Source organism: Paenibacillus pseudetheri (assembly GCF_924513355.1).
GTDB classification, from domain to species: Bacteria; Bacillota; Bacilli; order Paenibacillales; family Paenibacillaceae; genus Paenibacillus_AQ; species Paenibacillus_AQ pseudetheri.
Window position 1 is genome coordinate 1 of record NZ_CAKMAB010000011.1, and the last position, 23,085, is coordinate 23,085.

Sequence of the window (23,085 nt, forward strand, 5' to 3'; positions counted from 1 at the left end):
AGCGTTCGTCCTGAGCCAGGATCAAACTCTCCAATTAGTATTGAAAAGAGCGATATGCTCATTTTGAAACATCTGACGAGAAAATTAATTCTCACGATGAAATTTCAAAAGCGTAAAATACACCGTGAAACTCATCAATTTTGGATTTCACTCTCGTGATTTCCTACTCACTCGTTGTTCAGTTTTCAAAGATCAAGTTCTCGCTGGCGCCGTTTAATGTCTCAGCAGCAACTCTTATAATATATCATGTTGTTCTCAGTAATGCAAGCTTTATTTTTCGAAAGCCGTTTATATAACTCTCTCAAACATTGCCTGTACGCTGTCTAACAACGCTTAACTATAATAACCTATCTATTCATAGAAAAGCAACCCCTAATAGAAAAATAAACAACTAGCTTAATAATTAAGCTGGTTGTTTATTTAATAGAGTTATGATTCTAGCGAGTCAATTTAATAGTATTTTGCTGCAGTATACTTACTTGAAGCCTTAATAAAATCCGTATTCTTCTTACTCTTCGCTGATGATGCATCTACCGTGGTATCAATAGTAACCCATTTCCCATCCATCAACACTTCATTCCATGCATGGTATTGCGTAACGTAGCTAGTATTCCCCATCACCAATTTAGCAGGCACATCTACACTACGCAGCATTGCGGCAAAAAGAGAAGCATAGTCATAGCAGATTCCTTTTTTAGTATTCAAAGTGTTGTTAATGTTCGGAATGTAATCTGTTGTTACGTTATTAGCAAGAGAATAATCGTATTGTACATTAGCAACTACATAGTTATAGATTACCTTAACTTTCTCTTCATCTGTTGTTTTGCCTTTTGTAAGCTCTTTTGCCTTAAGGATCGCTTTATCAGAAGAACTCCACTTTACATTCTGTACGGAGCCCAAATATACGGAATTCGAGTCACTCATGGTTACATCTACTACTTCGGAATATAACGCTTTGTATTTATTACCGGTTGTGTTCTCAAGAACAGAAACCTTATAAGTACCATTGCCTTGTTGTAAAGGAAAGTCCTCAGCTTGCCCAGAAGCATATAAGTTATATGTATAGCTGCTGTTGTCTTTAGTAATCATGAGTTTGATTCTTTTGTCTTTCGGAATATCATAGTTAATCCCAATAACACCTTGAGCCACTTTCGATGTAATCAACCAGCTCGCCTCTACACTTGCGGCTTGAGCTGTGCTTACCGGAACCGCAGTAATCAGTACGAACAGCGCCACCATCATAAAATAAACCTTTTTCACGGATAAAACCCCTTTCGGTAGCTGGCTGCCATCCTTTCGGGAAGGCCCTTTAGCTTTGCGTCCCTACCTTTCGATAGGTTTGCCGTTATCGTATAAGCTCTATCTGTTCTAATTTCACTAGACAAATTAACAGAATCAGTCCAAGTAGAAATATGAATCTAAGATTCTTATATATTTTATAAAAACAAAAAAAGCCTCTTCATTCGGTAACTGGCTGCCATCCTTTCGGGAAGGCCCTTTAGCTTTGCGTCCCTACCTTTCGATAGGTTTGCCGTTTATCGTGTTTAGCTTTTATAGTCTTATACTACCATATTTATCCTCGTAAACAAGAACAAAATTGCTAGATTTTCTATTATTTTATAGTTATTTCTCTGTATTTGAGTCCTCTTGTTATTTCTCGTCAACGATCAGGAAAGCTTGGCATGAACAATCAAACGATGTGTAGGATCTACTAGTGGGTCACACGTAATTAGGGTAAGAATTTTATCTTTGTTATTCCCGTCTAGAACAGACACATCACTAGGAAGTACAACAGAAATATCATAAACCTCGTAATTATAAGTCTGATCGCTAGTCTTTACCGTAATCGTATCCCCAATCACAACCTCATTCAATCTGTTAAACAATCTACCCGTAGTTCTAGCTCTATGTGCTGCTATTGCGGCGTTCCCCATTTCTCCTATTGGAGTTGTTTCTTTCATATGGGCCGCGGCATGCTTCATATTCGCTTTAGTAGCCCCTTCTAATACAGGCAGCTTCAGATCGATCTTATCGATCTCAATTAATGCGATGACTTTGCCACCCACCTCAATTTCCGGCTCTGGCTTTTCTGTTTCTTGCGGCTGTGCCTGTGCATCGAGAGCTGATTCCTCCGCTAGTAGCTGAGTGACCTCAGCATATCTGCTCTTCAGATCAGGTGGTGGAGTACTTTCACTGGTGCTCAGTTCAGCCGATTCTAATAGCTTATCCTGCTGCCAGTCGTTATACCATTCGTTAGCTTTTGGATAGAGCATGATAAGGATCCCAGCCAGTATGAGCACATACGAGAATTTACGCATGATTTTCACCTCCGTAGATTAATTCTGCCGAACTTTAGAATACCCATTTACGACTTCCGAAGAAGTTAATGATCACCGTCACAAACGTTACTAATACCTTAGAGATCAACACTTGAATGCCTAGTTTGTCAGTCAACAGATGCATTAGCAACAGCGATATTCCGAGCACTACGAGATTCAGTACGATAAACTTCAGCAACTGCGTCTTATCAAAACCCTCTTTATTGCCACGATCGCGATCCTTGAAGGTTACTTTTTTATTCAAAATAAAGCTGTTCGCTGTCCCTGCACTATAAGAAATCACCTGTGCCAACGCATATACCATTCCAAGTGAGTTCAGCAATGTGAAGATTACGAAATCAATGAGGGTATTTACCAGGCCTACAGCATTAAATTTGAGAAACTGTATGAATGCAGTCCGCAAGTTCTTATCTGACATCTTTGTAATCCTTCCGGCGATCCACTTCTTCTTCGTTACGATATCCTATGGTCTCACTGACAATATACAACGGTCTATCCTTAGACTCGTCATAAATCCGTCCAATATACTCTCCGATTACACCTAACAGCATCAGAACAATACCGTTAAAGAGCAAATTGACTCCTACAATGGAAGCCCAACCCGGAACCGTCCATGAGGTGAAAAAGATTCTTTGAAACAATACGAAGAATAAATAGAGAAAGCTGGAGAAGGAAAGAAAGAATCCTACATATGTAGCAATCTTAAGTGGCTTATGCGAAAAGGAAGTGATCCCATCCAGTGCAAAACGAATCATTTTCTTAAGAGGATACTTGGTTTCTCCTGCAAATCGTTCTTCCCGCTCATATTCCACCATCGTCTGCTTGAAGCCGACCCAGCTCACTAAACCTCTGATATACCGATTTTTTTCCTTGAGACCTCGCAAGACATCACATACCTTACGATCAATAAGACGGAAATCACCTGTGTCCGTAGGAATGTCTACACTTGTCATGCTGCTGAGCAGTCGATAAAAGATCTTAGCCGTTACCTTTTTGAACATCGTTTCTCCACGGCGCTTCAGCCGCTTCGCATACACAACGTCATAACCCTCTTTCCACTTCTCGATCATTTGCAAAATGACCTCCGGTGGATCTTGAAGGTCTGCGTCAATAACAACAACCGCTTGACCTTCGGCATAGTCCATGCCGGCTGTAATTGCTACCTGATGTCCGAAATTACGCGAGAAGTCAATTAGCTTGACGCATTCATCCTGATCACTGATCTCCCGAATCATCTGGGCCGAACGATCACGACTCCCGTCATTAACGAAGACTAGCTCATAAGTATCGCCGCATTCGTCCATTACTTTTTTCAAACGTTCGTAAGTAACGCTAATTACTTGCTCCTCATTAAACATGGGTACAATCACACTATATCTGGCTTTCACCTTTATTCCTCCTAAAAGCTTTATGGAGCGTTACATCTTTCTATTCTTCATAATAACGCTGTAAGCATAAACTTATTGTTATAGATATTAAAAAATCTTAGAAAACCCAAGATGGGAACCAACGCAGCATATCCTTCACATAATCTCCGCTTACCTGCATCCCTGATAGGACTGGGTAGAACGCGACAAAGAGCAGCAAAGCAACAGCCACATAGACATAACTAACATAACGAGCCTCAGGATATTTACTATCTAGCAACTTCATTATATATACAATACCAAGAATCATAAAAGGCACCATAGCAAAATAATGGTAGATAAAGGTTTCCCTTGGGACAAGCATCCACGGAACATATTGTGAGAAAAAGGCGATCCAGATCATATAAAGGGTCTTATCTTTGCGTTTCAGTGTAATCCACAGCGTTGCCAGCATTGCGAAAATACCCGTCCACCAGATAAGCGGATTCCCCATAGTCACTATACTGCTGACCTGACCTTGCGGCAATCCCTCACTGCCACTGAAGAACCAGACGGGTCTCTTCATAAATGGCCATTGCCACCAGGAGGACGCAAAAGGATGTGTAGCTACAAGCTGACTGTGATAGTTGTACATGTTCTTTTGGGAATCAATCAAGCCTTTTATAGTAAAGCCCTCTGCGGATGCAGATAAACCCGGAACAAAAGATAAACTATAATTAACGACCGGTATGATTACGAAAAATGCAACACAACTAGCTAGCGTAATAATGATATTCTTCCAGAACGAATTTACGGTTTCACGACAGGTGCTCAGCAGTTCCTTGTCTTTGATCTTCCCTTCCGCGAGCAACCGTCCCGATGCTTGGTATTCTCTGTATCGCTCGAAGAGCGAGATAGCTAGCATAATGGCCAGCCCAGCTCCTCCGTATAGTACAATCCACTTGGAGGCGACACCAATTCCGAAGAATAGACCGGACCAGAACAACGGAATTAGTGTTTTTCTTAAGGGCTGCCTGAAGAAATTCATAGTGTAATATCGCTGCATGAAATAAAACATTAACATGATGAAGAATACTCCGTATACATCGATCGTAGAGATTCTTGTTTGTGTGAAATGCATGAAATCCAGTGCGAACAATCCAGCTGCAAGTGCTGCGTATTTGCTCTTTTTAAAGAGACGAAGTGCCATTACATAAATGAGAGGCAGCATGGCAATCCCGAACAATGTTCCGATAATACGCCAGCCGAAAGGATTGACTCCGAACAGTTCCATCCCTACTGCGATCAATAGCTTGCCTAGTGGTGGATGCGTGTTCTCATAAGGCACAATCCCGTGTGTATATTCATAAGCTGTCCGTGCATGGTAGATCTCGTCAAAATAAGTGCTATTCATAAAGTTAGAATATTCAGGGATGAGTGACTGCTCGTCAAAAAGATTGGCAGGCTCTCCTCTTTTAGCGACTGCATTAGCATCCGGTGTAACACCGGCTATAGGAAGAGGTACTCTTTCGCCTCCCTGCTCATAGAAGGCCATTTCATTTAAAGTGAACCCTGAAGATGTAACTGTAAACTTCACGTATCTTGCTGCAACGTTTAGAGGTTGGCTTTTCCAGATGAAGACATTCCCAACATCCTCGCTTACATCCAGCGGACTACTCCAGACATCAGGGGATTCACTGAATTCGAGCTTAAACTTCCCGGTACCTACGCCACCGAATATATTCACTCGTTCCAATTGTTTACTCTGCCCTAGATCTACATAGAAGCTTTCACCGCTGGCAGCTGGCTCCCACAAGGTCTCTGGAGATTTAGTAGAACCTAAATTATATAAAGCAATTGCCGCGTAAACGGCAGTAATGGCAAGAATACATATCCAATCTATACGCTTAAACTTCATCGCTTAAGTCTCCCTCCCTTCTGGTGCGGTCTTATTTGCTCGACGACTTTAAGGTCTTCTTCATATTTTTCTTCAGGTGTTGGCGGTGCTGGAAGAGGTTTTACTCCCCCACGAACATACACGTCGTAACCGATGTAGAGCATGTATAGCAATAATGACAGGTTAGCTATAGAAGTGACCAAAACGATTCCATCTGCACCTGGATTTACACCTGCATTTAGATGAGTTAACGTATAAGCCACATTGATATACTGCGTTAAGCTGAATCCAAGGAATAGGGATAAAAACCTACGATCCCGACTCGCTATATAAGTGAACATACAGAGAATAACAGCAGGGAACATATAGCGTTCATGCATTTTGGTTCCAAGCACAAAGACTACTACAATGAGCGCCATACCGATAAAGTAGGATTTGGATAAATCCAAGCGATCTTTTTTGAAGGAATAAAACACTGCTACGGCCACTGCCACTAAAATAAATATGAAGCCCCATACACGGTAAGTAATACCTAACCAAGTTAGGTCAAGGGATGACCACATCGGGTCAGTCAGTGCATATAGATTAAATGCATTCACAGAAGAATAGGGATAGGAAGATAACGTACTCTTATACAGATTAATAAGGCCAACTAAACCACCGTTATTCCAGAAAAATGGTGCCGCGAGCAATCCGAATATCCCTAATCCATACAAAGCTCCAAATCCAAGTTGCTTCCAAGCACGGTGATGATAGAAAGCAAACAACAATACCGGTGTAAATATTAACGCTTGTGGTTTGATTAAAGTTGCTAATGCAAACAAAATCGCGGATTGAACAAACTTTTTGTTCGCAGCACCCTGAATACTGAGCAACAGGAAAATCAAAAAGAACGAATCCGCTTGTCCCCACGCCGCTGAATTAACAAGCACCGCCGGATTAAACAGAAATAATAGCGTTAAGCCAAAGGCGATCCCTGAACCGAGTTTTTTGCGGGACATTTGAAATATGAAGTAACCCAATACCAAATCAGAAATAATCGCTGGCAGTTTGAACAGCAGATTCTCTCCACCCGAACCATGCGCAAAGCCAAATACACCGCGAATAAGACTAAGCATATACAAAATGTACAAATAACCAGGAGGATAATCAGCAAAATATCCTTCTTCATAAAACTTACCTGGACCTAAGTCAACCATACGCTGGCCCCAAGCTATAAAGGTATTCATGTCATTCTGATAGCCTTGAGCAGTCAGACCAATCCAGACCCTTAGGATAAAAGCAACCCCGATGGCAATGCTCAGCCATTTGGAATAGACATTCTCAGGTTGCTTCATAAGCTTCTCACTGCGGAATACCTTGGTATAAAGCACTGCAAAAAACACACTGAAAAGCGCTGAGATCAGCAGCATCTTGGTTGGAGACACTTTATGCGGTGTATCTGCTTTTTTGTCACCAGCATCCTGACTAACTGCTGCACTATCCAGCGAAATGACTATGGCCCCTTCGGGCGCAGCGTCTAATTTTTCTACAGACAAGTCATCAAAATAAGCCTTACCTTGAATCAAGCTTGAGTAACCTCCCAAACTTGCACCTATGCCGAATTCTTTCTGCTTAGGTCCTGTCTGTCCTATGTATTCAAGATACTGCCACTCTCCTGCCGTATCCGTTACACTGGGATACCCCCCACCGACTCCAACGGCAAGTATATTGGCGCCCATTCCTTCGCCTGCGGTACTTACTACTTTGATCCATCCAGAGATTTTATAATAGCTGTCCGGCGCTGCCTTAATCGTTTGCACCCATTTCAAGTGATTGGGTTCGATATTCTCTATGACTGCCGCTTTACTACCGGAGTGAACCTCATCCGATTGGATTGAAAGCATGCCAGCGTTGTCTCCTGAAATCCACATATCCTTAGTCCAGTTAGAAGGAGAACCCTCTCCCCCCTCCTCAAATCCAGGGTTCTGCAATAGATTCCCATCTGCATAAATGCTTGTTACAGGAAGCAAAAACAATAACAGCATCAATACAGTCATAGCGGCCGTACGTGTACTCTTGATCATCGTTCCAACCTCACCTCGTCATATATTCATCTTAGTCCATACTTTGCCGCTTTATAAATCGCCGCCCGTGATCACTACCGTATAATTTGCAAATCTATTAATCTTGTAGTTCTCACTCAGAGCAGGAATAGTATCACCGTTCCAATAAATATATGCAGCATTCTCCCCTGGAACTATCGTTGGACTCCCTAACACGAACACATATCTTCCAAAAGTATATACCTTCTGAAAGGCAGCTCCCGGATTAGTGTACTTGACCGTTGCCAAGAAATCATTCGGATTGATTTTCTCATAAAAAAGTGCATAAATATAGGGCATATTAACCTTATCTGTAATATAAACCTTTCCTTCACTCTCTTCCGATGCATACTGTATAGCCTCGCCGATAGAATTATAGAAGGCAGGTCCGACTCTGTCTGGAAACTCATTAAAATAGGCGTTGCAAAATAACACGAAGCACAAACTGAAGCCTGCTATTGAAACAACCCCAAGCCCTTTAATTCTCTGCGTTACCCACATAAATCCTGCAACAATAAGTAAAATGATTGGGTAAAAAATAACGTTAATGCGGTTAATATTCACATTCGTCACGCAAGCCATCAGCACTGAAATCAATAACCAGAGCAGAATGATAGCCTGCCCCCGTCCTTCATGGTCACGCTTGGGTATTGCCCTTAGCATTACAACAAGTCCAATAAGAACAAAAGGAAGCGCAATCGGATAAGCATATCCGTAAGGCGAGATCGAATTCCATAGCAGTCCATCATTCCCACTAATCATAAGCTTAATAAATTCTTGAAAATGACCTACTGCGGTATGAAATAAGTCTCCGCTAAATACGGACGAGACCTGCTCCATACGTGGTGTAGTCAATCTAGGGATCGTGAACAATGGAGTTTCTATACTCTGCAGCTTCAAGCGATTAATCATCACAAATAGGAATATAGGCAGAGCTATAATTATAAACAATATTCCGTTCCATAGAATCGTCCGAAGCTTCAATACTCTTATATAGAATAGAAGAATCGCAGTAGTTAAAGCAAACACCGGAACAAAAAAGTATGCCGTTCCATAAGCATAAAGCGAGAGAGCTAATAGAATTGTAAATGCATAGGACCACCTAGGGGTTTTAAGTGTTTTTAATAAAAAATAAACGGAGAGCAGGGTCAAAGTGGGAAACAAATTGGACTCTAGCGCCCATCTTGACATCATAATATGCCATGGATTAATTGCGATAAAAAACATCGCCGCAATACCAGCAGTTCTGGAAGTAAATAGCTCTTTGGAAAGAAGATAGAATACGAGCATACCCAGTAGACCCATGATTAAGCTAACAGCACGTACAGACATTGGAGTGAGTCCGAACAATAATATGAAAGGCATTGATAAGTAAGCGTAAAGGGCATTCTGCCCACTTCCCCAAGCAATGAGGTGAATAGGTAAATGAATACCATTGCGGTCTATTCCGTAATGAAGTATAGCGTAAGCATCATAACCTATTGATGCCTCATCCTGATTCAAGCCACCTGGGATAGAACCAAAGTAAAAAATGCGAATCACAGCCCCCAGCAGAAACAATAAGAGCGGCCAAGGATTACTCTTAAAATAAGAAGACCAATTTCTAAATCTTGTGGACAACATTCATCACCTCTTCAACAATATAGTCTAAATATTGGATGATGGAAAGGCAGAACATACAACAAGTCAAACAGGAGAATACATAACGAAAATAAAAAAATAGCCCCCTCTGTTATGAGGGAGCCACTGAATGCACATCTGTATTCTATATATATGTTAGCCCTCACTACCAAGGAATACATAACGGAGAACGATCAGGATCGCAAGTACCCACATCATCCAGTGAATATCGTATTTCTTCTTACCCGCAAGGTTAGCAACAGAAGCTAGGATTACATAAGTTACGATACCAAAGGAAATACCGTTAGCAATATTATAAGTGAAGGGCATGATTACAAGTGTTAGGAATGCTGGAATCGCAACAACCATATCTTGAAAATCGATTTGACGGATCGATTGTGCCATCAGCACACCTACGACGATCAATGCTGCGGCTGTAGCAGATCCAGGAATAAGAGCAACCACTGGAGCAAGGAACAACGCAAGTAAGAAACATACGCCCGTTGTTACAGCTGTCAGACCTGTACGTCCACCCTCAGCAACACCTGCTGCGCTTTCTACAAAAGCAGTAGTAGTCGAAGTACCCAGTGCAGCACCACCTGCTACAGCAACTGCATCGACAAACATTGCATTACCTACACGTCTATTACCTTCTTCAGGGTTATCCATAATACCTGCGCGTTGAGCCGTACCTACTAGCGTACCAAATGTATCAAACAACTCTACAAAGGTGAAAGTTGCAATCGCTGAAACAATACCTGTGTGCAGGATACCATCCCAGTCAAACTGGAAGAAGTTCAATTGTGTGAAGTCAGGAACCCAAGGCGTTGCCGGACTGGACAAGGCGCTGAAATCAACTACGCCCATCAACATACCAGCGACAGTTGTTCCCAAGATACCGAACAAAATTGCGCCTTTAACGTTCAGCACCATCAGGATGGAGATTAGAAGAAGTCCGATAATTACCAGTTGTACATTGGAATTTTCTAGGCTACCCATGTGAATGATAGTTTCAAAGGAAAGGACATCTGTGAACGTGTTAGCAGGAATGTCTTTACCGGCTTCAACACCAATCGTCATAAGTCCACTGTTCTTAAGTCCAAGGATCGTAATGAACATCCCGATACCTACTGTAATCGCATGTTTCAAGCTGTCAGGAATTGCAGTTAGTAAGATCTGCCGTACTCGAGTTACAGTCAGTAAGATAAAGATCAAACCGGAAATAAATACGGCTGTCAGACCCATTTGCCAAGTGAATGGATGCTCTGATGTGGCGGAAGATAGAATTACGGAAGCAAAATATGCGTTAAGTCCCATACCAGGTGCCAATGCCACTGGAAAGTTTATGAACACGCCCATTGCGATGGTGAAAATACCTGCTGCCAGCGCCGTCGCTAGAAATACAGAGTACCAGCCCATATCAATACGGCCAAATGCCGTTAAAGTACTCGGATTAACCGACAGGATGTAAGCCATTGCCATGAACGTGGTCAAGCCCGCCATGATTTCTGTACGAACTGTAGTGCCGTTCTCTTTCAACTTGAAAAACCGATTCAAATTGTTCTCCCCCTAAGGTATGTTGTGTCTGACAGCAACAAAAAGCCGGTATCTGTTAGACACCGGCTCGAAAAAAAGAGTAGCACCCAGGACCATAGCCCTAAATTCAGGACAATGCGGGTTGCTCTGCTCTTCTTAATCGTAGCCAGGTCATTACGGTGACCTCGTAGAAACTTCCAGGCCAATTCCCGGAAATATACGAAAGAATTATGTTGTTGTGCTCTATCATTTTAGGTGGATAGCACGTGAGTTGTCAATGATAAAAAACGAACATTTTCGACTTTATTTTTCCTATTGTTCGTAAATAATGCATTTTCATGCTTTTATCTATCTTCAAACTCGTTCTATCAATGCAGCTTATTAACTATCCAACCACTTTATATATGGGTATATTTTACTATATTTCTAATTATTTATTTCTGGTGCACTGATAACTATACCAAGAGTTGGCTAAATGCCCTATCGCTAAACAAACTACTGCAATACTCAGCCAAATGGATTTGCCCCAAATCGCTGCCAATCCGAATGCACATACTGGGAGGACTGCCATCGGAATTGGAATAAACCCTAATGGATCCCATAACAATTTAAATTGCCTTCCCTTAACGATATATCGAATCCAAAGGCCATAATAAATAGCAATAAACAAGATAATAAAGACAGCAATTACGCCAAACTCTGCCTGTTGAAAGCTATCCTGTGAGATCGCAAGAATCCCTATACAACCCAATTGCCCTGCTCTCTCCAGGAGGGTATAGATTGGTCCTGCATCTCGCACACCCGAGGGTACATTTCCAGGTGGAAACTTAATCATTAGCAAACTTGGGGCAAGGAGGATGAATGCCATTAGTGTGCCGAGAAGAGAAAATCCCATGTTAATTTCTCCCTATGATAGATTTTTTCCATTTTACCACAATCATATTGAGCAGCTTTAGCGTCTATCACAGCCCTATCAAGCAAAAACATTAGAGTCTATATTGTCACAGATCTTGCAATAGACTTTTGGCAAAAGTCCTGTATTTAAGACTTTTTAGCTATTTCGCACTTATGGCGATATATTATAGCGAGATTTATGCTTAAAAAAATGGGGTTAAAACAGGAATTTGAAGAATTGAGCCAAAAAAGTCGAAAATCCTAAATACGGGATTTTCGACTTTTTTTCAGACTAGTCCTTAGTAATATTTAGTTTTATATTCGAGAACTGTTGTGGGATGTAAAATTTATTATACATTAACGGATAATCTGGCTCTGTTTTGTCGAAAATGATTTCTAGTAGTAAAAAGCACTCGTTCTGCCCCATTAATTTATCTTTCCGATCAGCTAAGTTAACGGTATGCGTATATTTTATTTCAATATTCCCATGGTTAGCATCTGCATAGGCCTTGTCCTCTAGAAAGTCCAGCATTCTCTCTTTATTATCAAGATCCAAAGATAACCTCTCTACTGTTTGCATGGACATGAAAGTAAAAGCGTAAGCATGTAGCTCGCCTCCCTTTCTATACAAACGCTCCAAAGCTACAACTGTAGCTGAATCTCTTCTTAATACTTGTTTGGTATGTTCCGTTTGCGGGTCCAGCCGATAATGTAGATCTACTTGGTCAAATGTGCTTATATGACATTTATGCATGGGGTTGCTCAGTTTCTCTAATTGAATATCCTCTTGTTTATAAGAAGATTCAAGTACAAAGTTTCCCTTCCCACGTACATTTCTTACTAATCCATCATCTTGCAAAAGAACTAACGCTTGCCGTAAAGTTGCGCGACTAACCCCGAGTTTTTTGGCTAAATCCGGTTCTGAAGGAAGTTGCCTGCCTACGAGGTATTCTCCTTTGTTAATCTGAAGAAGAAGCTCATCATATACATTGATATAAAGCGGCCTTTTCAATTTATCTAGTTTATGTGTGTTCATTCATCTGATGTCCTTTTCTCCCCATTATGACACATCATTTTTCAAGCGACAAGGAATGTCAACCTTTGCTTCAATCACACCGTAAAAACCTCCAAAAAGAAGCTTTGGAGGTTTTTACGTGATATCAATTATTTAAGAAATTGCAGGAAAGACTCTCCATTGTCTGGCATATCAACATCAAAGTTATCTGCTATAGTTGCACCAATGTCAGCAAAGGTATCATGCTCAGGTAGTGCACCACTGTCTCTTAATTGTTTGGAATAGACTAGAACAGGAATAAACTCACGCGTATGGTCTGTACCGGGGAAGGTTGGATCATTTCCATGGTCAGCCGTAATCATTAACAAATCATCTTCTCGGATGGAATCGAATACCTCATCTAATCGTTTATCGAATTCCTCTAATGCTCTTCCATAGCCTTCCGGATCACGACGATGACCGTATAAAGCATCAAAATCAACTAAGTTCAAAAAGCTCATTCCAGTGAAATCTTTCTTAATTACATCAAGCAGTTTATCCATACCATCCATATTGTCTTTTGTACGAATGGATTCTGTAACGCCTTCACCATCGAAAATATCATTGATTTTACCAATGGCGATGACATCATAACCTCCGTCTTGCAAGCTATTCATAACGGTTTTATGAAATGGTTTTAAGGCATAGTCATGACGATTGGAGGTTCTCGTAAATTTCCCAGGTTGCCCTACATAAGGTCTGGCAATAATACGACCAATTAAATAGGCAGGGTCTTTGGTGATTTCCCGAACCTTTTCACAAATATCATATAACTCTTCCAATGGGATGATTTCTTCATGAGCTGCAATTTGCAGAACCGGGTCAGCAGAGGTATAAACGATCAGATCCCCTGTTTTCATTTGATGCTCGCCGTATTCATCAAGAATAGCTGTTCCACTTGCAGGCTTATTCGCTACTACTTTTCGTCCAGTTATGTCCTCAATCTGTTTAATCAGTTCATCAGGGAATCCATTTGGATACACATTAAAGGGTTGATCAATATTTAAACCCATGATCTCCCAATGACCTGTCATTGTATCTTTCCCGACTGATTTTTCCTGTAATTTAGTATAATAAGCAAGTGGTTTTTCAGCTTTCGGAACACCCAAAATTTCTTCAATATTGGACAGACCCAATTTGGCTAGGTTGGGCAGATTTAATCCATTCATATGTTCTGCAATGTGTAATAGGGTATGGGAGCCAACATCGTTAAATTGATCCGCGTCTTTTCCTTCTCCAATGCCTACTGAATCCATGACGATCAAATGTACACGTTTAAATTTCTTCATTCTACTTTCATCCCTTATCTAGTAATTAAAATAATATAACAAGAACAACTTTACTTAAGCTTACGATCGGTTTATTTCCAACGGATTGATTCATAATAGGCTCCCAATATCTCATGCTGTATAAACTTTATATCGTTCACATTAGTTTCCATAGAAGGGAAATATTTATGCTAACTCTAATGCGATCTCCATCATTTTAGTAAATGCAGTTTGGCGTTCCTCCGGAGTGGTCTTTGCTCCTGTAATAAGATGATCGCTCACTGTTAGAATACATAGCGCATTCACACGTGCTTGAATAGCATTCCAATAGAGGGCTACAGATTCCATTTCAACGCCCAAAATCCCTACATCTTGCCACTTTTTATTAGCTCCCCGGTCTGCATTATAAAATATTTCACTGGATAAAATATTACCAATATGAACCTTTTGTCCTTGATCATCTGCTATTTTCTTAGCTTTCTCCAAAAGCTCAAAAGAAGCTGTTAGTGGATATTGTCCAGGTAAATTATATTGATGACCATAGTTGGAATCCGTTGCAGCTCCCATACCGAAAATTACATCGTATAGCTCAATGTTTTCTTGCATTGCACCACAGGTACCAATTCTGATTAAATTCTTAACGCCAAATACATTGATTAATTCCCAAGAATAGATCCCCATGCTCGCTGGACCCATTCCCGTACCCATAACAGAGATCTTCTTCCCTTTGTAAGTACCGGTATATCCTAACATTCCTCTTATCTCGTTAAAGCACTGATAATCTTCTAAAAAAGTTTCCGCAATGAACTTAGCTCTCAAAGGATCTCCAGGCAACAGAATCGATTCAGCGATTTCTACTCCGTTCGGTTTAATATGAGGTGTCTCTTTGGTAATAGTCATCATTTTGATTGGCTCCTTTAGTAAAAAAATGTACTTGTTTATCTTGTCTATTTTTTAGACAAGTACAATTTATCATAACTTTTCGAGGGTTGCAAGCCCTTTCAATGAAACGTATTTGTAAAAGATTTGTGAAAAACGGTGTTACAACACAACCCTTTACTTGAAAAATAAAAAAAAACCCCCTTTTATTTGCTAGATAACGCAAATAAAAGGGGGCTTTTTTGGAATCTATAGTTGCACCGATCCTATTCCCACTCAATCGTTGCTGGTGGTTTCGAAGTAATGTCATACACTACGCGGTTTACGTTCTCCACTTCGTTGACGATACGTACGGAGATTTTCTCAAGAATATCCCAAGGAATACGTGCCCAGTCAGCCGTCATGCCGTCGATGGAAGTTACTGCGCGCACACCTACTGTGTAGGAATAAGTACGAGCATCCCCCATAACACCAACACTCTTCATGTTAGGCAGGGCAGTGAAGTACTGCCAAATTTCACGGTCTAATCCCGCTTTAGCAATTTCCTCTTGCAGAATGAAGTCAGAGTCACGAACGATAGTAAGCTTGTCCTCTGTTACTTCACCCAAGACACGGATAGCAAGACCTGGACCAGGGAAAGGTTGACGCCAAACGATAGCACGTGGCATTCCCAGCTCTTCACCTAGTTTACGAACCTCATCCTTAAACAAGGTATTTAGTGGCTCGATCAAGCTGAATTTCATGTCTTCCGGCAAACCGCCCACATTGTGGTGAGATTTAATCGTTTGTGCCGTAGCTGTTCCGCTCTCAACGATATCCGTATACAGTGTCCCTTGTGCAAGGAATGCGAAATCTCCGAGCTTAGCCGACTCTTCGTCGAAGCAGTAGATAAACTCGTTACCGATGATTTTACGTTTTTGTTCAGGATCTTCAACACCTGCAAGCTTGCTCATGAAGCGCTCGCGTGCATCGATTTTCACGACATGAATATCGAATTTACCTACGAAGGTTTCCATTACGCTTTCTGCTTCACCTTTACGAAGAAGACCGTGATCAATAAACATACAAGTCAATTGGTCACCGATTGCACGATGAATAAGCATTGCAACTACGGAAGAATCCACGCCACCGCTAAGTGCGCAGAGTACTTTTTTGTCTCCAACTTGGTTACGAATATCTTGAATGGCTTCATCAATAAAAGATTCCATCGTCCATTTGCCGTCGCATCCGCAAATTTGATACAAGAAGTTCGAGATCATCTCATTACCATGTACAGAGTGACGCACTTCCGGGTGGAATTGAACCGCGAACAGCTTGCGCTCATCATTGCTCATTGCCGCGATTGGAGCACTTTCAGTTCCTGCATTCAGCTTGAATCCTGTTGGAAGTTCAACCACATGGTCACCATGGCTCATCCATACCGTCTGGCGGCCCTCAAGCCCAGCCACGAGTGAAGTACCTTCTTCAAAGTCAATGTCAGCTTTACCATATTCACGTTTAGCGGAGCGTTCCACTTTACCTTCAAGCTGGTGAGCCATTAGTTGCATACCATAACAAATACCAAAGATTGGTACTCCTAAATCATAGATCGCTGGGTCCACATGTGGAGCATCTTCAGCATATACACTGCTAGGCCCACCAGAGAAGACAATCCCTTTAGGTGCAATTGCTTTGATCTTGTCTACTGGCGTATTGTACGGCAAAAGTTCGCTGTATACTCCCAGGTCCCGAATTCTGCGCGCGATAAGTTGGTTGTATTGTCCCCCGAAATCGAGAACGACGATAATTTCATTTGGCTTATTCATTACGAGCCTCCCTTGATTATTGGATTCATTATACTCATGGTTAATTCTCATCGTCAAGGAAAGGAGAACACACTTCTCATAATTGGAGAGCGCTGAACTTTATGAAGAACATTCCTTTCCATGGAAGGAATTGTATAGCAGCACCAACTGTTCTGACCGATTAAGTTAACCGAAAGGTGATGATCAGGCATTCACGTATAAACGCGGCCGCATCACGAGTAGTAAGCTCGCTAATCTCTGCGGGAGATGCTGGCGCCGCAGGAATTGCAGATATTGTAGACCTTGCTGACATTCTAGACGTTGCAGACGTTGTAGGAATTTTGTTCGCGGGATCGGCCGCGACGAAGGCTGAAGGCGCGTACGCCAGGGTCTCCCACTGGCGTACGAACTGCCGGACGGCTTCGCTTAGTCCGGCATCGTAAATCTGCAGGGAGTCCACATACTCCCTGCCAGTGACACCGGGCGGCGGCGGTCCATACCGCTCCGCCAGCCCGCGCCAAGCTAGAGAGGCAGCGCGCAGCTGCCTCTCGCGGCTCATGCTGCTGGCGCTGCGCGCGGCCAGCAGCAGAGCCAGGCTACGCCGCCAGCGCCAAGCGGCGGCGGCGGGAAGCAGCGCCGCAGCAGCGAGCGGCGCGGCGGAGGTCCCGCCCGCCAGCGGCAGGGCGGGCAGGCCCGCGCTTCGCGCAGCTTGCGGCGCGAGCGAGGCTGCCGCAGGCAGCGCCGGCGCGGCGAAGCCGGCGGCAAGGGCGGGGCCAGGCGTTGGGTCGAATGGGACCCAACCGGCGCCGGCGAAATAGACCTCCACCCAAGCATGGGCATCGCCCTGGGTGACTAAATACTTCGCCGGCATAGCATCGTCCTGCAAGGTCCCAGGCCCAAAGCCTTGGACATAACGAGCAGGAATTCCTGCACTGCGAAGCAGTACGGTCATAGCTGTTGCAAAATGAACACAGTAGCCTTGTTTCGTCTCAAATAAAAAGTGATCCACAAAATCAGATCCGGATGGTGGAACCGTTGTGTTCAACGTATAGAAATATCCATGTTGTAAGTAATCCTTAATTGCCGTTACGGAGTCATAACGGTTACCTGAAGAAGCTGTAAGCTTCTCCGCCAGATCTCTCACTCGTACGGGTAACAAATCTGGCAATTGTAAATACTTGCCCATAATTTCCTGGGGATCGCTACTGCTCAAACCACGAAGCAGTACTGGATCGTTCTCAGGAAGTAAGGACTCCACTGAATATTCTGTGATTCGTGCAGAGCCTATCGAATCAGGCAGACGAAAACTCTCTCTGTCTATGTTTGACAGCACATATCCCAATTTACTTCCGCCCAAGAGTTCAACCGACTCAACATCCGTTATTATTCCCGCATTGAATAAAGGAATTCCCCCAGAAGAAGGGGTGGCGAATTGTATCCGCTGTTGAAGTGTTCGTTTCCTTGTTTCGCTGCTTAGTGTCGAAGAAAGATTCTTTGGAATACCGGACAGATTAAGCGGCATAAACTCTTCGCCCCCTCTGATCCATCGGCGGCCATCATAGTAAGCAATGCTCTCACCTCGCCAGTAAGTACGCTCGCTAGTTATAGCAGTAAAGACTGGTTCAGCATTGCGGGATAATGGGGCACCGAGTTCACCATCACTCGAACTATACCCTGTCGTTCCTGACGAACTAGACACCTTATCTTCTGGCAAATGCCCTGAAGCCCAAGTCTGCAGCTTCTGAAATGTCGATTGCAGCGTAAGCTCGCTGGTTGGTCTTGCCCCGAGCAGCTGCCCACCGAACCATGCTGTTGTCATCACGACAATGGCTGCCGCCAAAGTCAGCCCTCCCCAACGCGCATAAGGCAGTGTAGTAACCCCCTCACGTTCTCTAAGACGAAGGAGACCACTCATCGCGTGCATCCAAAAGATAAGACCCATTGATATCATAATATCCATTGTGGTATTGACATCGAAACCCATATCCAAGACCAGCAAGTAAATGATTGTAACTGCTGTGAATAGCACTGTACTCCCTCGGAAGAGTGCAAGCTGCTGTACTGAGGATACCAATAGCCCCCAACCGACAATCAATATCAAAAGCCTGCTGATCTCGCTTAACTGAGAGACATGTCCAGAGAGAAGCAGAATGAGATCATTCGGAATTTCGTCCGCATAAATCCCTAGCCACCCTAGACCTTCGCCTCCACTGCATAAGTAAAGCCACGCTGAAACAGTAATAAGAAATTGAATACTTAGAAGTAGCCACCCCGGAATCTGAAATATCCCCCATAACAGCAACACTGCCGCCAATACCATTAGAACTTGTAGCATCTTGGAGGTATCTTCTAATAAAGCAGACCTATATAAAGGGAGTAACCATTCAATAAATAGCCCCATAATGGTCAAAGAGAACAGCAAACGATAGTACAGAGGCACTTTTCTCTGCTTACCGGCGTGACTGTTCTCCATTTGCCCCAAATTGAACTGAAAGCCATTCATAGTCAGCTCTGTATCACCCGATTTCCCCTTACCGTAGCGTTGGTTTTCCGGATGATTCATGGAACTCTACCTCCCTGAATCTGAATGCTGGCAATGCATCATCCAGACAAAACATACGTGCTCCGAGACGAGCCAAACTATCTCCGACAGTTCCCCTTCCAGGCTGGCGAGCCTCCCCTGGCTTCGGTGCTGATTGATCCCATGCATAATAAAGCTCCACCTTCACACCTTGCATCAAGAACTTAGCAATGACCTTGGCTGATTCCTCTTCTAGTCGTCCCGTAATAATGGCTACTGTCATCCCCGGAATCCAGCCTCGGGAAGCATCATCAAGCAGCAGCGACAGGTTTCTAGTGCCATCCAGAGAAATTTCAGTCAGAATATCCAGCACTCTCCCTGGGATTTTACCCAGACCTTCATGTCTAGCCATACCTTCTGGCCAACCGCCACTGAACAACTGAACATAAGCACCTGAACGCTCAGCGGAGAGCATCAGCCCCATCGCTGTCGACACCGCTTTCTCAAATACTGGAGGCGAATCGTCTCGGCTTCCACGAGGTTTAAGCACATCTGTAGGAACCTCGTAGCTGAGCGGGTCATTAGAGAGCACAATACAGGTCATTCTTGCCTTTTCCCGTTCTGGAACTTTGCTCTGCAGCGCTCCCGTCCTTGCACTATTCTTCCAATGAATTCGGCTAAGTGGATCTCCTGGCTCATAATCCCTGGATTCCAAAGCCTCATCACTGAAACTTCTTCCCCGTCTAGAATACAAGGTGTCACCCGTCATAAAACCGCTATCTGGTAAAGTTCCACCAAAGTATAAAGGCGCTGGCAGCACCTTAAAACTCTGTCCTCCATCCGGTTCAGATCTTCCCGTGAACCAACCCGGAAAATCTCCCCAAGTTACTCTACAGCCCAGCAGATGATGATTGCCGCGAGATAAATTTTCAATCGTGTATGTGTATGAAAAAGAACGTTTGAATCCAGGAAATATCAGCTTCTGATGATGGCTATCGCCCCAATAATCGGCAATGGTCATCCAAGGAAGAGGCAACCGGGAAGAGAAGCTCAGCTGTACCTTCACATGAAGTGTATTTCCAGCCATCGGTCTCGCAGGAGTAATCGTACGAACTAGCTTAATCGTCCGTGGACCAGAGAGCTGAAGCATAAGTCCACCGAGCATAATAACTCCAACAACGATCAGGAGAAACAGCAAAGACGGACCTCCTCGCCAAACATATAAAGCACCTATAATTCCAGCCACAGTTAGCATCCTTAACCATTCCATCAGAGCACTTCGGCTACGCGGATAAGAAAAGCTTTTGACACTTCCGGCATCTTTCTTCAATTGATCCATTAGTGATGAAGAGGACAATGGGACACCCATCCTTTGGTCATAGACTTGTTCCCAGCTCAGGAACTTATTACTATCTATTCTTCCCATGAAAAAGGGTGCCCAGACATTTGTTTTTTCTTTTTACTAGACAGCCTCAGCTCTTCTTTTAGAAAGTTTTTACTCGGCGTTCTACTTCAGTAACGCTTATATTAAGCGGAGGATGACCTGATGTCTCCAGCAGTTCTCGTAGCGATACCCAGATCGATCCACCAATCATTTCTACCTTCGCATCGATTGTCTTTTGACTGTTATCAGGATGGTTTAGAATCAATTGTTTGTTCATTACATCGGCAACGATCGCTTTCCCGTTCCAATCTATTTCTCCACTTCGGCTATTCACATCCCAGCTAACTCGCCCTCCAAGCCGTTCAATTACAGCACGAAGCGGGACCATATACTGTCCATTCCGCACGGAATATTCCCCGGGATTCAGCTTCGTCTCCAGCTTTCCGACCTCCAGAATCAATGGCTTTCCAGGCGCAAAGAGCTCCGCATTCGGTGTGATATTTGAGGCGACCCAAGCTTTTGAAGGCTTTTCCCGCCCCAAATTAGTCGCTTTTGAAGAGACTCTAAATTGCACAGGTTCTACCGTTTCATCCAATAGGCCAAAGTCATATCCAGCTGCCTTATAGCGTGCAATAATGTCCGGCAGCGCTTTGACGCTCTCTTGATGACCGCCACCATCATGTAGCAGTAAAATAACCTGGGAAGACTTCATATCCATTGTGGATTCCTTCAAAATTTCTGAGGCTGGCACGCCTTTCCTTTTTGAATCGCCGCTATCCACCGTCCAATCCATCACCTTATAACCTGCTTGCTTCAATAAATTGAAGTAGGTATTATCAAAATGATCATAGGTTCCACCTGGGGCGCGGATAAGCTGTGGACGAACCCCTGTAATCCCCTGAACAATCTCTTCAGTCTGTTTAATCTGATTCCAAAATTCCGTGAATCCACTATATAAATCATGGTAATTATGATTATAGGTATGATTGCCAATGGCATGGCCCTGTTCCCATATGGAGTCAATGAGCTCAGGATGGCTTTTCGCTTGATTACCAAGTACAAAAAAGGTTGCCTTCACACCTTCCTGATGTAAAATTTCAAGTACATTGAAGGTGTTACCGCTAGGTCCGTCGTCAAATGTAATATAGACTGTTTTTTTAGATTTTTTGGCTGCTGTATTTGCAGAACTCGTTGTTGAAACCTTGGATATTTTCTCTACCCCATTAGCTTGAGGGAGTTGAGTCACAGTAAGGGCCGCACTTGAAGAGGAGTGAACTTCCGGAGATGCAGAAGCGAGTGGTTCTACTCCAGATGGCAAATCTTGCATCGTCGCTGCGGTAAGCTTATTCTTAACAGATACAGACTCCGCGCTAGCGGGCTGCAAAGATCGGAGCTCCCATGAATTCAAGTTTTTCCCTAAACTCCATCCGAGCATTACGATGAATATTACAACCATAACGAGCAATCCGCTTATCAACTTTCGGCGGCTGTGTGCGCTTTTATTACCCTTCATCTTCTCTACCTCCAGCATTCTATTGGCTTAAAAGCCATTTGGTAGATTGTATGAAGACAAGCTGTAAAATAGAATAAGGCTACTGCCTCTTGGAGAGTGACAATCTTATGGAAATGCTGAGTTTTATACAAGAATTATTCACCAAATATGGATATAGCGTATTATTTTTTGGATTACTTCTTGAGTTCGTTGCCTTACCCTTTCCCGGAGAGACCACTATGGCGTTTGCCGGTTTCCTTTCCTATACTGGGAGGCTTGATTTCTTTACGCTAATTGTAGTTGCTTTTGCAGGCACCACAGCTGGGATGACCCTCACCTATTTTGTCGGATTAAAAGCCGGTATGCCCTTTATCCAGCGATATGGCAAATGGTTTCTATTCTCACCTACTAAGCTAGAAAAAACACAGAAATGGTTTGAGAAATACGGAAGCTTTCTTATTTTTATCGGTTATTTCATTCCAGGGGTACGTCACTTTACTGGTTACTTTGCTGGTATTATTGCGCTTCCCTTCCGTAAATTCGCCCTATATGCTTATAGTGGAGCCGTATTCTGGGTAGTGCTGTTTCTTAGCATCGGAAAGGTGTTTGGTCCACAGTGGATGGGCATCTTCCATTTGTTCGAGTCATATGCGCTTTGGATTATTTCTGGTGGTGCAGTAATAACAGCCCTTGTGATCATTTACCGTTATCGTAAAAACATCCGTGACCGCCTCTTCCCTGGCAAAGCTGCCACTCGGATTCAGGCCAAAATTAAAAAACCTTCCAAGGAGCGGTAAATTCACCGCTCTTTTTACTACGTATCAACGCATACACTGCCAACAGTATAGCAATTCCAGAAAACCCTGCTCCCACAGTAAAACCCAGCGCCCGAGGCTCCATCCATTTCGCGAATATCCCTTTTGTGCTTTAAAAATTGTAATAGCTAGTGGGTTACCCATTATCGTAAACCTCGCTTCATCTAATTAT

Annotated in this window: 17 protein-coding genes and 3 riboswitches; of the genes, 1 reads left to right on the top strand and 16 read right to left on the bottom strand. The window is 43.1% G+C overall.

Annotated features, from left to right (window positions below; genetic code table 11):
- Positions 1-450: 450 nt before the first annotated feature.
- The 16 genes from L1028_RS12250 to L1028_RS12325 all read right to left on the bottom strand — a co-directional run bounded on the left by L1028_RS12250 (position 451) and on the right by L1028_RS12325 (position 22,119).
- A complete protein-coding gene (locus L1028_RS12250; protein WP_234534137.1) occupies positions 451-1,260 on the bottom strand; it encodes a transglutaminase-like domain-containing protein in 810 nt (269 codons plus the stop codon).
- A 13-nt stretch (positions 1,261-1,273) separates the two neighbouring features.
- A riboswitch (cyclic di-GMP riboswitch) is annotated at positions 1,274-1,354 on the bottom strand.
- 108 nt (positions 1,355-1,462) lie between these two features.
- A riboswitch (cyclic di-GMP riboswitch) is annotated at positions 1,463-1,543 on the bottom strand.
- A 124-nt stretch (positions 1,544-1,667) separates the two neighbouring features.
- Positions 1,668-2,318 (bottom strand): class D sortase, encoded by a 651-nt coding sequence (locus L1028_RS12255; protein WP_234534138.1) that lies wholly within the window; start codon positions 2,316-2,318, stop codon positions 1,668-1,670.
- 34 nt (positions 2,319-2,352) lie between these two features.
- Positions 2,353-2,757, bottom strand: a complete 405-nt coding sequence (locus tag L1028_RS12260; RefSeq protein WP_234534140.1) for a GtrA family protein — start codon at positions 2,755-2,757, stop codon at positions 2,353-2,355.
- The gene (locus L1028_RS12265) at positions 2,747-3,727 is read right to left on the bottom strand and encodes a glycosyltransferase family 2 protein (protein ID WP_279306860.1); all 981 of its coding nucleotides are present in this window, start codon (positions 3,725-3,727) and stop codon (positions 2,747-2,749) included. The genes L1028_RS12260 and L1028_RS12265 overlap by 11 nt, the downstream gene beginning before the upstream one ends.
- A gap of 97 nt (positions 3,728-3,824) precedes the next feature.
- A complete protein-coding gene (locus L1028_RS12270; protein WP_234534142.1) occupies positions 3,825-5,603 on the bottom strand; it encodes a phospholipid carrier-dependent glycosyltransferase in 1,779 nt (592 codons plus the stop codon).
- A complete protein-coding gene (locus L1028_RS12275) occupies positions 5,600-7,648 on the bottom strand; it encodes a glycosyltransferase 87 family protein (protein WP_234534145.1) in 2,049 nt (682 codons plus the stop codon). Before L1028_RS12275 ends, L1028_RS12270 begins: the two co-directional genes overlap by 4 nt.
- Positions 7,649-7,699: 51 nt before the next feature.
- Positions 7,700-9,289: a glycosyltransferase family 39 protein gene (locus tag L1028_RS12280; protein ID WP_234534148.1), complete on the bottom strand. Its 1,590-nt coding sequence runs from the start codon at positions 9,287-9,289 to the stop codon at positions 7,700-7,702.
- 153 nt (positions 9,290-9,442) lie between these two features.
- Positions 9,443-10,843 (bottom strand): NCS2 family permease, encoded by a 1,401-nt coding sequence (locus tag L1028_RS12285; RefSeq protein ID WP_042184716.1) that lies wholly within the window; start codon positions 10,841-10,843, stop codon positions 9,443-9,445.
- 122 nt (positions 10,844-10,965) lie between these two features.
- Positions 10,966-11,065, bottom strand: a riboswitch (purine riboswitch).
- Positions 11,066-11,252: 187 nt separating this feature from the next.
- Entirely contained in the window at positions 11,253-11,717 is a 465-nt protein-coding gene (locus tag L1028_RS12290; protein WP_234534150.1) for a hypothetical protein, read from the bottom strand.
- Positions 11,718-12,008: 291 nt separating this feature from the next.
- The gene (locus tag L1028_RS12295; protein ID WP_234534152.1) at positions 12,009-12,752 is read right to left on the bottom strand and encodes a GntR family transcriptional regulator; all 744 of its coding nucleotides are present in this window, start codon (positions 12,750-12,752) and stop codon (positions 12,009-12,011) included.
- A gap of 128 nt (positions 12,753-12,880) precedes the next feature.
- Positions 12,881-14,059, bottom strand: coding sequence for a phosphopentomutase (gene deoB / locus L1028_RS12300; protein ID WP_234534154.1), 1,179 nt, complete (start codon positions 14,057-14,059; stop codon positions 12,881-12,883).
- A 165-nt stretch (positions 14,060-14,224) separates the two neighbouring features.
- Complete coding sequence (gene deoD / locus L1028_RS12305) at positions 14,225-14,941, bottom strand: purine-nucleoside phosphorylase (protein WP_234534156.1); 717 nt, start codon at positions 14,939-14,941, stop codon at positions 14,225-14,227.
- Between the two features lie 242 nt (positions 14,942-15,183).
- Positions 15,184-16,722, bottom strand: coding sequence for a glutamine-hydrolyzing GMP synthase (gene guaA / locus L1028_RS12310; protein ID WP_234534158.1), 1,539 nt, complete (start codon positions 16,720-16,722; stop codon positions 15,184-15,186).
- A 160-nt stretch (positions 16,723-16,882) separates the two neighbouring features.
- Positions 16,883-19,264 carry a DUF4129 domain-containing transglutaminase family protein gene (locus L1028_RS12315; protein ID WP_234534159.1) on the bottom strand — a complete coding sequence of 794 codons (2,382 nt, stop codon included), beginning with the start codon at positions 19,262-19,264 and terminating at the stop codon, positions 16,883-16,885.
- The gene (locus L1028_RS12320; RefSeq protein WP_234534162.1) at positions 19,233-20,648 is read right to left on the bottom strand and encodes a DUF58 domain-containing protein; all 1,416 of its coding nucleotides are present in this window, start codon (positions 20,646-20,648) and stop codon (positions 19,233-19,235) included. The genes L1028_RS12315 and L1028_RS12320 overlap by 32 nt, the downstream gene beginning before the upstream one ends.
- Positions 20,649-20,706: 58 nt before the next feature.
- The gene (locus L1028_RS12325; protein WP_234534164.1) at positions 20,707-22,119 is read right to left on the bottom strand and encodes a polysaccharide deacetylase family protein; all 1,413 of its coding nucleotides are present in this window, start codon (positions 22,117-22,119) and stop codon (positions 20,707-20,709) included.
- Between the two features lie 107 nt (positions 22,120-22,226).
- On the opposite strand from L1028_RS12325, the gene L1028_RS12330 reads away from it, so the two are divergent.
- A complete protein-coding gene (locus L1028_RS12330; RefSeq protein ID WP_234534166.1) occupies positions 22,227-22,895 on the top strand; it encodes a DedA family protein in 669 nt (222 codons plus the stop codon).
- Positions 22,896-23,085: the final 190 nt, after the last annotated feature.

Coding starts and splice junctions, on each gene's coding strand:
- guaA (WP_234534158.1), bottom strand. CDS start 16,722: ATGAATAAGCCAAATGAAATTATCGTCGTTCTCGATTTCGGGGGACAA.
- deoD (WP_234534156.1), bottom strand. CDS start 14,941: ATGATGACTATTACCAAAGAGACACCTCATATTAAACCGAACGGAGTA.
- L1028_RS12325 (WP_234534164.1), bottom strand. CDS start 22,119: ATGAAGGGTAATAAAAGCGCACACAGCCGCCGAAAGTTGATAAGCGGA.
- L1028_RS12290 (WP_234534150.1), bottom strand. CDS start 11,717: ATGGGATTTTCTCTTCTCGGCACACTAATGGCATTCATCCTCCTTGCC.
- L1028_RS12330 (WP_234534166.1), top strand. CDS start 22,227: ATGGAAATGCTGAGTTTTATACAAGAATTATTCACCAAATATGGATAT.
- deoB (WP_234534154.1), bottom strand. CDS start 14,059: ATGAAGAAATTTAAACGTGTACATTTGATCGTCATGGATTCAGTAGGC.
- L1028_RS12295 (WP_234534152.1), bottom strand. CDS start 12,752: ATGAACACACATAAACTAGATAAATTGAAAAGGCCGCTTTATATCAAT.
- L1028_RS12320 (WP_234534162.1), bottom strand. CDS start 20,648: ATGGGAAGAATAGATAGTAATAAGTTCCTGAGCTGGGAACAAGTCTAT.
- L1028_RS12270 (WP_234534142.1), bottom strand. CDS start 5,603: ATGAAGTTTAAGCGTATAGATTGGATATGTATTCTTGCCATTACTGCC.
- L1028_RS12280 (WP_234534148.1), bottom strand. CDS start 9,289: ATGTTGTCCACAAGATTTAGAAATTGGTCTTCTTATTTTAAGAGTAAT.
- L1028_RS12315 (WP_234534159.1), bottom strand. CDS start 19,264: ATGAATCATCCGGAAAACCAACGCTACGGTAAGGGGAAATCGGGTGAT.
- L1028_RS12275 (WP_234534145.1), bottom strand. CDS start 7,648: ATGATCAAGAGTACACGTACGGCCGCTATGACTGTATTGATGCTGTTA.
- L1028_RS12260 (WP_234534140.1), bottom strand. CDS start 2,757: ATGTCAGATAAGAACTTGCGGACTGCATTCATACAGTTTCTCAAATTT.
- L1028_RS12255 (WP_234534138.1), bottom strand. CDS start 2,318: ATGCGTAAATTCTCGTATGTGCTCATACTGGCTGGGATCCTTATCATG.